This is a genomic window from Gimesia aquarii (genome assembly GCF_007748175.1).
Lineage (GTDB): Bacteria > Planctomycetota > Planctomycetia > Planctomycetales > Planctomycetaceae > Gimesia > Gimesia aquarii_A.
On record NZ_CP037422.1, the window covers coordinates 2,416,005 to 2,431,418 of the forward strand.

General features: G+C 46.4%; 12 protein-coding genes. 5 read left to right on the top strand and 7 right to left on the bottom strand.

The features are described from left to right. Positions 1 to 2: 2 nt before the first annotated feature. From V202x_RS09550 to groES, 5 genes are all read right to left on the bottom strand, one after another. Positions 3 to 359 (bottom strand): hypothetical protein, encoded by a 357-nt coding sequence (locus V202x_RS09550; protein WP_145173543.1) that lies wholly within the window; start codon positions 357 to 359, stop codon positions 3 to 5. A 751-nt stretch (positions 360 to 1,110) separates the two neighbouring features. Beyond that, positions 1,111 to 1,809, bottom strand: coding sequence for a metallophosphoesterase family protein (locus tag V202x_RS09555; protein WP_145173546.1), 699 nt, complete (start codon positions 1,807 to 1,809; stop codon positions 1,111 to 1,113). 34 nt (positions 1,810 to 1,843) lie between these two features. Further along, the gene (locus V202x_RS09560) at positions 1,844 to 3,100 is read right to left on the bottom strand and encodes an argininosuccinate synthase (protein WP_145173549.1); all 1,257 of its coding nucleotides are present in this window, start codon (positions 3,098 to 3,100) and stop codon (positions 1,844 to 1,846) included. A gap of 279 nt (positions 3,101 to 3,379) precedes the next feature. Further along, positions 3,380 to 4,981 carry a chaperonin GroEL gene (gene groL, locus V202x_RS09565; RefSeq protein ID WP_145173552.1) on the bottom strand — a complete coding sequence of 534 codons (1,602 nt, stop codon included), beginning with the start codon at positions 4,979 to 4,981 and terminating at the stop codon, positions 3,380 to 3,382. A 103-nt stretch (positions 4,982 to 5,084) separates the two neighbouring features. Beyond that, positions 5,085 to 5,405 (bottom strand): co-chaperone GroES, encoded by a 321-nt coding sequence (gene groES / locus V202x_RS09570; protein ID WP_145173555.1) that lies wholly within the window; start codon positions 5,403 to 5,405, stop codon positions 5,085 to 5,087. A 560-nt stretch (positions 5,406 to 5,965) separates the two neighbouring features. On the opposite strand from groES, the gene V202x_RS09575 reads away from it, so the two are divergent. The 4 genes from V202x_RS09575 to V202x_RS09590 all read left to right on the top strand — a co-directional run bounded on the left by V202x_RS09575 (position 5,966) and on the right by V202x_RS09590 (position 10,816). After that, complete coding sequence (locus V202x_RS09575) at positions 5,966 to 6,823, top strand: tetratricopeptide repeat protein (RefSeq protein ID WP_145173558.1); 858 nt, start codon at positions 5,966 to 5,968, stop codon at positions 6,821 to 6,823. A gap of 211 nt (positions 6,824 to 7,034) precedes the next feature. After that, positions 7,035 to 8,762, top strand: a complete 1,728-nt coding sequence (locus V202x_RS09580) for an MJ0042-type zinc finger domain-containing protein (RefSeq protein WP_145173561.1) — start codon at positions 7,035 to 7,037, stop codon at positions 8,760 to 8,762. Between the two features lie 281 nt (positions 8,763 to 9,043). Beyond that, entirely contained in the window at positions 9,044 to 10,006 is a 963-nt protein-coding gene (gene tatC / locus V202x_RS09585) for a twin-arginine translocase subunit TatC (protein ID WP_145173564.1), read from the top strand. A 135-nt stretch (positions 10,007 to 10,141) separates the two neighbouring features. Continuing rightward, positions 10,142 to 10,816 (top strand): dual specificity protein phosphatase family protein, encoded by a 675-nt coding sequence (locus V202x_RS09590; protein WP_145173568.1) that lies wholly within the window; start codon positions 10,142 to 10,144, stop codon positions 10,814 to 10,816. A gap of 18 nt (positions 10,817 to 10,834) precedes the next feature. Here the strand turns inward: V202x_RS09590 and V202x_RS09595 are convergent, their stop codons facing one another. Beyond that, positions 10,835 to 11,656, bottom strand: coding sequence for a hypothetical protein (locus V202x_RS09595; RefSeq protein WP_145173571.1), 822 nt, complete (start codon positions 11,654 to 11,656; stop codon positions 10,835 to 10,837). A 417-nt stretch (positions 11,657 to 12,073) separates the two neighbouring features. On the opposite strand from V202x_RS09595, the gene ppk2 reads away from it, so the two are divergent. Beyond that, positions 12,074 to 12,997 carry a polyphosphate kinase 2 gene (gene ppk2, locus V202x_RS09600; RefSeq protein WP_145173574.1) on the top strand — a complete coding sequence of 308 codons (924 nt, stop codon included), beginning with the start codon at positions 12,074 to 12,076 and terminating at the stop codon, positions 12,995 to 12,997. Positions 12,998 to 13,023: 26 nt separating this feature from the next. On the opposite strand, the gene V202x_RS09605 is transcribed toward ppk2, so the two are convergent. After that, complete coding sequence (locus tag V202x_RS09605) at positions 13,024 to 15,369, bottom strand: exo-beta-N-acetylmuramidase NamZ domain-containing protein (protein WP_145173577.1); 2,346 nt, start codon at positions 15,367 to 15,369, stop codon at positions 13,024 to 13,026. Positions 15,370 to 15,414 lie beyond the last annotated feature (45 nt).

Sequence of the window (15,414 nt, forward strand, 5' to 3'; positions counted from 1 at the left end):
CATCATCTGATACGATCCAATGATAAACCAAACGGAAAAAGAAACGTCGGTTGACATTTCCGGTAATCTTCGCAGATCGTTATCTCCTTATTTCCAGTTGATATTTTCGCACTTGACACCAACGCGCCGTTCTCGAAACTCCCTGATTCTGCGTCGCGCGCGCGAGGCGCTTTTTTCCGATGGCTGAACACCGCGTACCACTTCAGTTTCTTCACTTGAACACGGGCTGATTTTTCCACATTTTCACCTGAAAAACGGGAACCGGTTCCGAATGCCTCGTATCGAGTCACTCCGTTTGAGCATGCTTTCCAAAGCCTCAAGGGAAACCAAAACGCATTTTTGTACCACTTCTGAGACATTAAGGCGCATAAGTTCCTCTTGACCGCTGTGTGCCGTTCAACATGATAAAACCATTGCAACAAAACGAGCCCACGTTGAAATAAAGGGGATACGAACATGGCGACTCTCACCTCTTAAAACAAAAAAAGCAGCCTAGAAAAATCAACAGGTAACAAATTCAGAAAGATAGCATCTTGCGGTTTAATTTGATCTCAAACGACATCAAAACCTGTCTGACGAAGCAAGAGAAGCCACCTGCCAGAAACTGACGAAAGAATCTGCCGAGCACAATTACCTGAGATCATAAGCAATAGAGACGTGCAAGCCTAACTGAAAATCAGGAAGTGCAAAAAGAGCATCGCAGGACTTTCGTCTAAACAAAAATCTGTACTACCACGAAAGACACGAAAAGCACAAAATGGAGTAACGCTGCCGACAAGGCTGGCCTGAAATTATCAAGATGATCGAACCCTAACCTCACCCACCAAAGAACGTATCATAGTAGGGTCGAACCCGCGTGTCCGACCGCGGTTGTTTATGATCCGTTGTAATTTTATCTTTTGTTGGCGAATATTCTGTGCTTTATTTTTAGGCATTGGGAATGCTGGATAGCAGCGGGCGAACACATGGGTTCGCCCCTACATGTTTCAAACAGTAAATTATGCTCTCAGCTTCTCAAAAAATTTCGTGCTTTTCGTGTTTTTCGTGGTAGAAATCATCACAGATCGAAACGTTCGCTGAGTGCCAGGCACGATCAACTTAGAGAAGCGGCTACTTCACCAGATACCGTTCCAATGTTTTACCCGAACTATATTTACCGGACTGCTTGGCCTGAAACATTTCATTAGTGTGCACGTCAATGGCCGTTAAATAATTTCCGCGATAGGCGGCAGTATCGAGACAAACCCAGCCTTCAAATACCAACGGTTTGCCAGACTTCTGAGCGGTGTGTCCACAAATAATACGTCGTCCTGAAGGATCAGGATCCTCATTCCCTTTAAGACGGTCCCAACGCAACTCTTGAGTCGTCAGGTCTTCTAAAGGAACTCCGGGAACCGCCTTCGCATGCACAAAAATGTCGGTTTCCGTTTCATAGTAATCGAGGGCGTTCGCTAAAAAGATTCGGTGCTCTTCAGGAACCAGGTCATAACGGCCGCCGTAAGAATCCAAGGCTTCTTTTCCGCCATGTTGTAACCAGGTCGATTCCCAATGGCCGCCATTCAGACCATCGAGCATCATCTCTTCGTGATTGCCTTTGATCATCACGAACCTGCAACTGGCCTTTACATCCAGTAACATCTCGACCACATGCTTTGTGCCAGGACCGCGGTCGACGACATCTCCGAGGCAGATAAAGGTATCATTCCGGGTGAGTTCCAGATGATACAGAATCGTCCCTAATGCCACATCGCAACCATGAATATCACCGATGACAATGGTTCGCCCTGTTTGTGTCGATTGCTCCATCATACGACCAATTTAAATCGAGGAAAAATTGTCTGCATCAGGGCTTGTCTGATTGACTGGGAGGCATGATTCGAGTCGGTTTCGAACTCGGTTCTCCCTTCAATAGCTGTTGACGTGCCTGTGTCTGTTGTGCCAATCCGTGTATTCGAATGAAACCCAGCGCCGTTTCATGTGGGAATTCGTCGCCTTCTTCGTACGTTGCCAGTTCGGGGCTGTAAAGACTGTGATCACTTTTCAAGCCGGTTACCGTATGGTTGCCTTTATAAAGGGAAACACGCACAGTCCCTGAAACAAAACGCTGGTTCTTTTCGACAAAGCCCATCAGATCCTGATGGAACGAACTATACCAGAGACCATCATAAATAATATCACTACAGGTCTGGCTGATAAATGTTTTGAATCGCAGAGCCTGTCGACTCAAGGTCAGGTATTCGAGTTCCTTGTGGGCATTATGCAGAATCATGGCTGCAGGTGCTTCATAAATTTCACGGCTCTTAATCCCTACCAGACGATTTTCCACATGGTCAATGCGGCCGACTCCATTCTCTCCCCCGATTTTGTTCAAATGCAGAATTAATTCGGCACCATCCATTTCCTTGCCATCGATGGAAATGGGACGCCCCTGATCGAACTCGATTGTGATTTCCAGGGGTTGGTTAGGAGCATCTTCAGGCGAAACCGTCCATTTGTAGGCCTCTTTAGGAGGGGCCACCCAGGGATCTTCCAGAATCCCGGCTTCAACAGAACGTCCCCAGAGATTCTGGTCGATACTGAAAATGCTTTCTTTGGTTGCTTCGACTTCAATGCCGTGGTCTTTGGCATATTGTAACTCTTCGGTACGCGTCCACTTCCATTCACGTACGGGAGCAATGATTTTCAACTGAGGTGCCAGAGTTTGAAACGACACATCAAACCGTACCTGATCGTTTCCTTTACCCGTACAACCATGTGAAACGGCGGTGGCACCATGTTCCTTCGCGACTTCCACCATGCGGTGTGCTATCAATGGTCGCCCCAATGCAGTCGCCAGCGGATACTTGCCTTCATACATCGTTCCCGCCATCAGCGATGGCCAGACGAAGAAGTCGACAAACATGTTTTTAGTATCTTCAACGACTGCTTCTACAGCGCCTGTTTTGATCGCTTTTTCTTTGATTCCGTCCACATCGCGACCCTGGCCGAGATCACAAGTATAAGTGATCACGTCCATATTGTATTTCTCATTGATCCATTTGACGGCCACCGAAGTATCCAGACCACCACTGTATGCCAAAACTACTTTTTCTCTTGCCACGAAAATCTACCAATCTTATGGAATTGAAGGAATGAATCTTTTCAGTTGACGGAATCTCTGAATCATGCAAATGGTACTATTATCAGTGCTTCTCCGCAATACGCACGTTTGAGAGCACGTCCAATTTCATCAGAGCGGCTCTACTGCAATGATATTTGATACAAATGGTCCAGAAGGCGCTTTCTTAGACCTACCTGAACAGAGGGGAAATAAAAAGCACCCAACAGAAAACCGTCGGGTGCTTTCAAAATCTATTAGAAAATAGTACGGAACCTGATCTTAGTGCAGGTCGTCGCCACCATTATCATCCTTACCCTTTTCAGCAATCAGGGCATCGCTGGTCAAAAGCAGAGTAGAAACACTGGCTGAGTTTTGCAGTGCAGACCGTGTTACGCGTGTCGGGTCAATAATCCCGGTTTTGACCAGATCTTCGTATTTCGAAGTGGCTGCATTGTAACCCGTATTTCCTTCCAGCTCAGAAACTTTTTCACAAACCACACTGCCATCATCTCCCGCGTTATTCGCGATGGAAGTCAATGGTGCACGGCAGGCTCGTAAAATAATTTCGTAGCCAATTTTTTCCTCTTCAGAAAGACCTTTAGGCTTGCAGTCTGCTGAACAGCGAAGCAAGGCAACTCCACCACCGGGTAGAATCCCTTCTGCAACAGCAGCCCGAATCGCGTGCAGTGCATCTTCAACACGTGCCTTCTTTTCTTTCATTTCACTTTCCGTAGCGGCACCCACATTGATCTGAGCAACACCACCGGAAAGTTTCGCGATGCGTTCTTCCAGCTTTTCTTTATCGTAATCGCTGGTTGAATTTTCTAATTCACGACGAATCTGTTCGATTCGGGCTTTGATTTCCCCGCCTTTACCACCACCTTCGATAATCGTGGTATTGTCTTTATCGACAGAAACTTTCTTGGCAGTTCCCAGATCAGAAAGTTGAAGATTTTCCAACTGAATTCCGAGATCTTCAAAAATGGCCTGACCACCGACCATAATGGCGATGTCTTGTAACATTGCTTTACGACGATCACCATAACCGGGTGCTTTCACAGCACAGCAACGGAAGGTGCCACGCAACTTATTGATCACGAGCGTTGAAAGGGCTTCGCCTTCAATGTCTTCTGCAATAATCAACAATGGTTTGCCTGCACCAACGACTTTTTCCAGTACAGGAACCAGATCCTTAATGTTAGAGATCTTCTTTTCGTGAATCAGAACATAAGCATCTTCCAGGTCGCAAGCCATGCTTTGAGGATCGCTCACGAAGTAAGGTGAGAGATAGCCACGATCAAACTGCATCCCTTCAACGACCTCAAAAGTAGTCTGCAGGCTTTGACCTTCTTCGACGGTAATCACACCATCTTTGCCGACCTGCTCCATCGCGTCTGCCAGAATTTTTCCAATTTCTTCATCGCCATTGGAGGCAACTTTACCTACCTGAGAAATGGCTTTCTTGTTTTTACATTCGATGGACATTTTGTGAAGTTTATCCACAATATCATCGACGGCTTTATCCATACCCCGCTTCATAGCAATCGGGCTGACGCCAGCCACAACTGACTTCAGACCTTCATTGTAAATCGCTTCCGCCATGATCGTTGCGGTGGTGGTTCCATCACCGGCAATATCAGAGGTCTTACTAGCAACTTCGCGAACCATGCGAGCACCCATGTCTTCAAATTTGTCAGACAGTTCAATTTCACGGGCAACGGAAACACCGTCTTTGGTGACGGTGGGCGAGCCAAAGCTCTTTTCAAGAATTACGTTACGACCTTTGGGTCCCAGCGTCACACGAACCGCTTTTGCCAGCTTGCTGATGCCGCGTCGCATTGCTTCCTGAGCTTCTTGATCGAAGGCAATCATCTTTGCCATTTCACTATATCTCCATGTACGCAGTTTTAAATATGTTTGAAAGGTAAGAGTAACAATCCCGATTCAACCGAAGCTGTTACTGCTAAATACAAAATACGAGAGCTTAAAACGTTGCCAGAATGTCGCTTTCTCGCAGCAACAGATATTCTTCTCCGCCAATCTTAATTTCGTCTCCACCATAAGGGCTAAAAATGACTTTGTCCCCCTCTTTGACGGTCAAAGGCAACTTTGTTCCATCGGCTTTGACATGACCGTCTCCCACGGCGACGACTTCGCCTCGTTGTGGCTTGTCTTGCGCACTGTCTGGCAAAACAATTCCCCCTGCGGTGGTTGTTTCTGCGACTTCTCTTTTCAAAACGACTTTGTCACCAAGAGGGACAATCCGGGCGCCTTTACTTGCTTTTTTGGCAGCCTTCTTCGCCATTAGGATCTCCTAAATTTTCTTTGGTTTCCGACTCAAATGTCTTCAGATTGATTTTTTATGATCTGTGGTGGCAAGTAAGCCTCTCCACAACAACGCAACTGACAACTAAGGTAGCTAGTCGAGACCTTAGCGTGACGATCCCTAATTGCGAACGCCGTGCCTATTTCCAGAATAATCCATAAGACATTTAATTTAATAGACTTACAACTCATACACATAATTGGAACTTATGTCGATTCCTGCCGGACACCCTTTTCAAACATTCATCCTGCTGCCAATATGGCAGCAATTCATGGTCTCAATACAACGTCTCTTCCTAACCCGAAAATCAGTAATTGCGTCAAATTCCAGCATGATCTCTTAAAAACCTGAGGAATCCGAATTGACACAAATGTTAAAATAGGTAATATCGTTATAAATAAACATCAACGAACGCCCTGGCATCTCTCGTCCGGGGCAAGCGTTTCTCATCGGAATTTTAGCGATTCTCGACACACTCACTCTCTCTTAGTTCATTCGTCATTAGTGACACCAATTTGAGATAAAGAGAGGAGTTTGAAGTGTCCGAGCCCTGTGATTCCACTTCCCCACCCCAACCGCAGTCCATATTTCCACAACTCATGCAACGCGCATACGAACTTTATTCAAAGGGGAACATGGCAGAAGCGCGTGCCTTGTTCCACGATCCCACTGTCGAAACGACTCACTGGGAGCGCTGCCTGCATCTTGGACAGTTTTTGCTGGAAACGGGACAAGCTTCGGAGGCGATTGAACAACTCTCAGTCGTACTTGACTTCGCCCATCAGAGCGAAAACACCCCTCTGCGGTCCGTCGTCTGTCACAATCTGGCAGTCGCCTATCGTCACTTGGGTTATTTTGAATTGGCGGCTCAATTTCAACAATACTCTATCTCATGGGGAGATCTGCGTTCAGCAAACCATCAGACTCTGGAACAGGAGATCGCACAACTCACTGATGATGCCGCCTGTGATCTCACCGGGCGTGCCAATGATGCCATCATTCAAAAAGACTTCCAACTTGCCGAACAATTACTGAACATTTCCTTGTCCCGAGAAATTCTTTACGGAAGCTTTGATGATCAAGCAACAGACTGGGGAAATTTAGGAATCATCCAGGGTTTGCAGGGAAACCATGCCAAAGCCATCTCCTATCTTTGGAAAGCTTATCAACTTCACCAAAAGACGATGAATCTGTCTGCAATGGGTCAAGACCTGGCCCATCTTGCAGAACTTTTCTGGAATGCAGGCCGCTTGCATCGCGCGATTCACTGCTTAAGACGTTCGGTGAAATATTATTTCCAGAGTCATCACACTGCTGAAGAACAAAAGGCGTACACCCGTTTGCACGAAATGCAACGTTTACTTTTGGTTCGGGAACAGGATCCCCTCCTGAATTAACAAGGTTCTATATGTGGAGAGAAAGAGCTGACCCTACAATTTTCATTCACTGTCCACTTGCTAATTGCCCCCTTGTCTGTTGATAATTAGTACAAAGGATGAGTTGACTAATTTTTCCAAACCCTGGTCAGGAACGGGAATACTCCATTCAGGGAGGTTGTCGACTCAAAGTGAGTACGAGCGATATCCCAAGACATCTCAAAGGTCATTCATGCCCATTAAGGTTCGCTGCAAAGAATGTGACACCACTTTTTCTGTCAAAGACGAAGCTGAAGGGAAACGCGTCCGCTGTAAAGGCTGTGGCACTCCGATCAAAGTTTCTGCGAGACAGAAAAAAAAGAAGCGACCTTCGCGTGGCGAATCTTCAGATACCGATGATTTTCTAGCCAGTTTTGATATCGATAAGATCGAAGACAAAGACTCAAAGATTTGCCCCCGTTGTGGATACGATGTCGATGATGAAGACATCGAGTGTGCCAATTGCGGAGTCGATTTAAGTACGGGTCGCATGTCAGAAGCGACTCGTAAAAAACGCCGACGTAAGGGGCCTGCCGTTGAAGAGTTTTACGGGAAATCCTGGGGGGACGCTTACACCTTTCTGGGCAACCACAAAGGCTTGGCATTCAAAACGTTTCTCTATAGTTTCATCGCCAGTTCGTTATTTTTTGGCGCGATCTTTATGATGATGTGGTGTCATCGGACTCCACCGCGTGCCTTCTGGGGCTTTATTGCCTTTGTTTCCATCATGGCGATTCCGGGCTGGATCTGGTTTATCCAGACAGAAGTGGTTCGCTTCGCTCTACAGAAAAAAGCAAAACTGAAACGGATCACCTTTGACTTTTTCTTATGCTCTGCTTTAGGCATTAAATTTATATTCTGGGTGATCCTGTTCAGTCTGCCAATGCAGGCTGTATTCGGAGCCATGGGTTATTATTACATCACAAACGACAATATTCCCGTGGGGGCCATCATGATTGCTGTCGGCTTTATTCCGACCTTCCTCATGTTCCCACTGGCGATGCCACATATGACGATGACAGATTCTTCCCCCGCCTGGATGATGCACAAGCTGGGAAAGGTATTTTTAAATCTGGCGAAACCAGCCATTTTCTGGTGCATCGTTTTCCTGATTACCAACCTGCCTGCCATTGGTTGTCTGGTGGGAATTGGTGTCATGTATGGGAATGATCTGGATCAATTTTTCTCGAACGTACGTTACAATTCGTTGATCGCGGCAGATGAGCAGGCAAAGACCGAAGCAGAAGAAAACAAAATTAAAGACTTCCAGCCCGGTGAATTTGTGGGTAAAGAACCACGTACACTAGATCCCAAAGTCCTCATCGTACCGTCGATCTTGTGGTTCTTCGCTTGTCTATTTTATGCACCTGCGATGATCTTTAATGCCCGCGTTAATGGCTTAATGGCACTGCACAGCAAACCGGACCTGCAACTGATCACAAAAATTCAAGAGACCAAGTATGTCTCCAAAGCCGTACAGAAAGAGACCGGTCCACCGACGGCACGTTGGAAACTCGCATTGGCCGGAATCGGCGTTGGTCTGGTGATTGGAACCGGTTTTTTCTTCCTGATACCAATCTTGCCCATGATGCTTTTATACGTCTTGCTTTTCATTGTCGCATTCACGCAAATTGGCTGTTTCTTCGCTACTTTGGCCAAAATTAACAGCGAAGAGGGACTGGGACTGGCAATTCTAGGCTTTTTCATCTCACTTTATGCTTATATCATGGGTTGGGTTTACGCAAAATCTGACAAAGACATGGGCGGCACGATGATGGTTTGGACATTATGTATTATTGTCAGCACGATGATGCAACTTGGAGTAGCCTATCATGCTGTCGCGAAAGCCATAGAGGAATTACCAGCAGTCGAAGCCCCCGCTGACCCAGCTGATGTGCCCGCAGATCAGGCTGCACCCTAATTCTGTTCGAACAAATAGCCTCTGGTTGACAGCCCTGTCTAGTTGTTTACAATAGAGAAAGTTTCCACCGCTCTTCCCTCCTGCTCATCCAGCGGGCAAATGGAGTGGGTACTCCTGATTCACTCTGCTGAAATGACGTGATATCATCGGGAGCCAATGATAATATTCCATTTGTTCTGAACAGTACCCACTCGTCCAACTGATGCAACTTGCAATTCACTCCGTGAAGTGTAAACAGTGGTGATTCTGTTCGGTATTGGTCTCTCCAGAATGATATTTCCATGAAACCACAGTCTCACGATCTATTTGATGAATCCACCATGAGTTTCGGGGATCACCTCGAAACCCTTCGCGTTCATTTATGGAAAGCATTAATTGGCCTGGCGATTTGTGTGGTGGGCGCGTTATTCATTGGCCATAAAATTGTCGCCGTGGTGCGTGCTCCCATTGACTCTGCTTTAAAGGAATACAACCTCGACAAGCTCCCTCATCCGGATGATCCTGTTCTCGATCCGGAACAAAAAACGGCAGACCAGAAAGCAACCATCGAAGAAATGATTGCCAGCCTCAGCAGTGAGAAAGAACAAACCCCCGAGACAAAAACGCTGCAGAAAATTCTAACAGACTATCAATACCGCTTAAACAATATCGAAGAAACGATGGCAGAACCCGTTACCCTGGCGGTTCAAGAAGCGTTTACCACGATCTATTTGAAAGTTTCATTCGTTGCAGGATTGGTCTTTGCCAGCCCCTGGGTGATTTATCAAATCTGGCTGTTTGTGGCAGCCGGTCTTTATCCACACGAACGAAAGTACGTCTATATTTATCTTCCGATCAGTATCTTTCTGTTTCTGGGAGGTGCCCTGTTTTGTTTTTATGCTGTGTTTCCCTTCGTGCTCAACTTTCTGCTGGGCTTTAACAAGCTACTCGGTGTCAATCCTCAGATTCGACTCTCAGAATGGATCAGCTTCGCGATCACCCTGCCCGTGATGTTTGGACTTAGCTTCCAATTGCCGCTGATTATGTTGTTCCTGGAACGCATCTCCATCTTTACAGTGGAAGATTATCATGAAAAGCGACGTATGGCGATTTTGATCATTGCGATTATTTCCATGTTGATGACCCCTGCAGACCCGATGAGCATGTTGTTGATGATGCTGCCTCTGATCTTTCTGTATGAATTAGGGATTCTCATGTGTAAATTTTTCCCCAATGCCAATGCCAGCCCTTTTGAAACTGCTTGATTCCAGCTTATTACAAGGGATTATTTTCCTCTGTTCATGGTTTGATGACTTTCATTACAATGCCCGACTCTGAGAGCTTAGCTCTTGCGGAAATAAATGATGAATGCATCTGTTTTAAAACCATAGAGGATTAATATGCATACCCCTGACAGGGAAACCGATGCCGAACCAGCGGCCAGTCAAACAAAAAAGAAAAACTTCCTCAAACCTTTTTTGGTCGTCTGTGTGATCATTGGTGCGAGTGTCTTAATCTGGGAAGAGTTTCTGGAAGACCGACTGGTTGCCAAACGCTGGGGTGTCGTTGAGCCGGGTAAAATTTATCGTAGCGGCCAAATCTCCAGTCATTTAATCGAGCCGATGTTGATTGAAAACAAGATCGAAAAAGTCATCGCTTTGAATGGGAGCGACTTAAAAAAGCCCTACCTCAAAACTGAGGTAGAAACCGCTCAAAAGCTGAATATTGATCATCAAGTCTTACACTTAATTGGTGATGGCACCGGCGATGTGGAAGACTATGCCGAAGCGGTCGCAGAAATAATGCGCTGTGAAAAAGCAGGAAAACCAGTGCTTGTTCATTGTGCCGCTGGCGCCCAGAGAACGGGTGGTGTTGTAGCCGCTTATCGCATGCTGGTTCAGAAAAAAACACCCGATGAAGCCTACCAGGAATTATTACAATACGATTGGAAACCACACAAAGATCAGGCGCTGCTCGATTACCTCAATCAAAACCTGGCTACGCTCTCCAAACTATTGGAGCAGAAAATTGATTGGTACGAACCGCCGGCGAAGATCCCGGTCATCGGCAAATAAAGGTTGCTTGTTCTACAATCATTTCCGCAGGCTTGCAACTTGATTTCGCAGATATTCCTGAATCGTGATCGATTTGACATCTTTGTTCTTACGTAGCATTTCCCAGTGATGAATCAGCCCACGATCTTTATGATCTAATTTCCAGCGGATTTTATGTTCCGCACGTAAGTGCAGCTTTTCTTCGAATCGTGTCTGTAACTCCACTTCTGTTGGAATCAATCCCCGCGTTCTGAGTTCCTCGTTTAAAACAATCCGCGAACCGGGGGGCAATGTGTAAGGATGCAACACATAATTGAAACGCGCCATCCAGTCTGCAAATCGTAAATAGGTTTCAGCGGCCGATTTCTGGTCGGAAGCAGCACACTGCACACGGTAGTTAATCAACTGGCTATCCAACGTGAGTTGATTTTTGCTCTCATCGAATTGAATGTCAAATGTCGGATCGAGTTGGAACTTCAATTGCTCGGCGATAACTTTGCCCGTCGATTCCTGTCGCTTGATTTGATCGTGAATATATTCCTGTGTCTGATGCCGCGCCACGACCAACAAGTTCTTGATTTCATCAAAATCGATAATTGCTTTAATCATCCGCGATTCACTCAGGATAATCAGTCGATTCTGTGCGGGGTCGAAGATGGTCACCTCTCCTAAACCATCCACATGATCGTACACTTTTTCTGCGTGAAAGATCGAAACACTACGAGAAACAATTTTAGCGTCCACATTTTTTTGATGCTGATATACGGTCGTACGAATGCGGAATTCCTGGGCCACGCTTAAATTGACACCCATTACATTCACAACGCTAAACATGCCAATGGCGAACAATGATCTCCACATAACGGCTTTACTTTCCTGAGATAAATTTTGCGAACCACCGTCGCATTCATAAGGTATTTGTGAATGGAGCCAGTCGCTGTTGAGGAGTAATCACAGAAGAAAATGAGGTAAGAAACGAGAGATGAGAGGCAGAGCCTAAAAAAAAGGTGATTTTGCTGCAAGAGGAACTTTTCACTAACAGGGAAAGATTAGGGAGTGCCTTTCGAATCTGATTCACTCTCCTCAACATCAAACAAAACACTTAAATCATTACTATACAGCATCTTATCGATTTTTCAATTTTTGTAATTTCCATAATTCTCTCACTCAATGGATGATCAGGTTTCTATTTCCTCATCAGAACTTCATAATAAAGTTCCTCTCTCAACATTTCGAAAACCGATTTTCCTTCACAAACAGAGCAAACTAGGGTGACACATGGATTCAAAATCCGGAACAAAAGCAACCCCCCAAGAAGACACCACTCTGCTGCCCATCACCCATCAGTTAGAAATCCCGCACGATCTGGTTCCCGAAGAAATTCAAGAGAAAGTCAAATCTGCCTCAAAGCAAGACATCCTCTGCGACTCATATCCCTATCGCACCAAGATGAAGCGCAAAAAATACACAGAGGATTTAAAACTGTTACAGATTGAGCTATTAAAACTGCAAAGGTGGGTCCAGCAGAAAGGAGAGCGAATCGTACTCTTGTTCGAAGGACGCGATGCCGCCGGCAAAGGAGGCACGATCAAACGCTTCAGGGAACACCTCAACCCTCGTGGTGCTCGAATTGTCGCTTTACCAAAACCGACTGAAACCGAACAAGGCCAGTGGTACTTTCAACGTTACATCGAGCACTTACCAACCAGAGGCGAAATCGTCTTATTCGATCGCTCCTGGTATAACCGGGGAGTGGTCGAGCCTGTCATGGGTTTTTGTCGCCCGAGCGAACACCATACTTTTCTCCGTGAAGCCCCACAGGTGGAAAATATGCTGGTGAATTCCGGAGTGCGGCTGTTTAAGCTTTGGTTCTCTGTAAGTCGTGAAGAACAATTCCGCCGCTTCAAAGCGCGTGAGACGGACAAACTAAGACAATGGAAATTAAGTCCCATTGATATTAAAAGTCTGGGGCTCTGGGACGAGTACACGGAAGCACAAAATGCCATGCTGATGGCCACAGATACGAAGGCCAGCCCGTGGATCGTGATTCATTCTGATGATAAAAAACGCGCTCGTTTGAGCTGTTTAAGTTATATTCTGAGTCATATTGATTACCCCAACAAAGACGAAAATATCGTTGGAAGTTTTGATCCTAAAATCATCGGCTCTAAAGAAATGATGTACGACACCAGCAAGTGGTGAGCGCTCATTGCGATGGTTACACAGGATCAATATAACAAATACTTCGCCCGCCGAACGGTAAACTCAGCAAGATTCTCCTGGTACAACGCTTGAATCTGCGGCACAGTTTTGCCTGCCACGACAGCATCAAACACGCGTTGGTTTCCTAACAAGCGGTTAAAGTGCTTCGTCTCCCATTGATCGGGAAACAGCAAACGTAGCTGATGTGCCACTTCCAGCCCGGTTCTCACTGATTGAAACACGCGCCGATCTGTGATGATGAAATTCACACCACCACACAACTCACCCGAATATTTACTGGAACTTGGAGTGAATTGAACGGGAACAAAACGCACCCCAGGCAGCCCCGCTTGGTTTAGCTGCCGCGCCAGTTTCATACCATCCAACCAGGGTGCACCGATCCATTCAAAGGGGGTATCGGTCCCGCGCCCCACCGACAGATTGGTTGTTTCTAACAAACCAATGCCGGGATAAAAAACGGCTTCGTTCAGATTTCGCATATTGGGAGAGGGATTGACCCAGGTCAGACCGGTCTCATCAAAGTACATCTCCCGTTTCCAGTTTTGTAATGGAATGACCTGTAAGTCGACGTTGATCTTCATTTCGCTGTTAAACATCCGCGCCAATTCGCCGACAGTCATTCCATGACGAACCGGAATCCGGTGGTAACCCACAAATGATTGTGCTCCGTCATCCAGAACCGGACCTGCAAAGTCGACGCCGTTAATCGGGTTGGGACGATCCAGGACAATAAATTTGAGTCCCTGTTTTTGTGCGGCCTGCATCGCATTTCCCATTGTGGAAATATAGGTATAAAATCGCGCACCGATATCCTGAATGTCGAACACAATCGCATCCAGTCCCCGCAAGCTCTCAGGCGTAGGAGTTCTTGTTTTTCCATAAAGACTGAATATTTTCAATCCGGTTTTCTGATCAGTGGAATCACCGATTTTTGAAACATCTAACTTACCGGCAAAACCGTGCTCGGGGCTGAACAAGGTCCTAAGGTGGACATCGGACGCTTCATGCAGAATTTCCACCGTACTCTTACCATCACGGCTTAAACCGGTGTGGTTGGTAATCAAACCAATCTTCAATCCTTTCAGTGATTTGAACTGGTTCTCTCGTAACACATCAATGCCAGTCAGCACCGACAAAGCATCACTGGCGGCGACCGCCGGCGTTGATTGCTGAATGGATCGCTGGTCTATTGCTGCGGCAGCGATAGTTCCGATACGCCCTGCTAACGAATTAACCGAACCTTTCCCGTCGGGGTGCACCCGATTGCTGAGAAAGATTACAAATAAATCCTGAGCGGGATCAATCCAAATCGAGGTTCCTGTAAACCCGCCATGCCCAAACGCCTGCTTTGAAAGGAAATCACCCCGATTCGAAGAATAACGCGAAAGCACATCCCAGCCGAGACCACGTTTAACATCATCCACGGGATAACCGCGGGTCATCATTTTTACAGTCTCTGGTTTTAAAATTTGAGCTCCTGCATAGGAACCCCCTTTGAGCATCGCCTGAGCATAAACAGCTAAATCTTCCGCCGTTGAAAATAAGCCTGCGTGCCCGGCAACCCCTCCCAGTCGGTAGGCCCGTGGGTCGTGCACTTCCCCCTGCATCCAACGATCTTCACGCTGTTGTGTTGTAGCGGCACGTTTTTTTAATTTTGGCCCGGGCAGGTAACCTGTTTCATTCATCCCCAACGGCTGAAATACGTTTTTACTGGAATACTCATGAACTGATTGACCTGTGACGCGTTTTATAATATCGGCTAATAAGATAAAACCGACATCGGTATAGACAAATCGCGTCCCTGGCTTGTAATAAAGTTTTAAAGCATAAATTCGCTCCATCGCTTTTTTGGCGCCATCCCGGTAGTCTTTAATGGAGTTATCCGGTATCAATCCCCCTTGATGAGTCAATAGTTGATACACAGTAATGTCCTGTTTTCCATTCACGGCAAATTCGGGAATGTATTTGGAAACAGGATCGGTCAGCTTTATCTTTCCCTGCTCTACCAGTTGCATCACACTCGTGGCAGTGGCAATCGGTTTGGTCAGCGATGCCATATCAAATACGGTATCAGTCGTCATCGGCACTCTTTCTGGTTGCAGTTGACGATCACCGTACGCTTTCAAAAACACAACCTTTCCCTGATACCCCACCAGCACGACCGCGCCAGGCATTGATTTTCGATCCAGCCCACGCTGAACGACAAAATCAATCATCGCTAACCGCCTGGCATCCATGCCAACCGCTTTCGGTTTTACCCGTGGTAGCCGAGGTGGATCCGCGGCAACAGCGCTCGGTAAATCGATAAAGAGAAAGAGACAACAGATAGCCATCAAAGAATGACACTTCATCGAATGTTCCCACTACTAAATTTGGGTTGAATCATGATGCTGGTG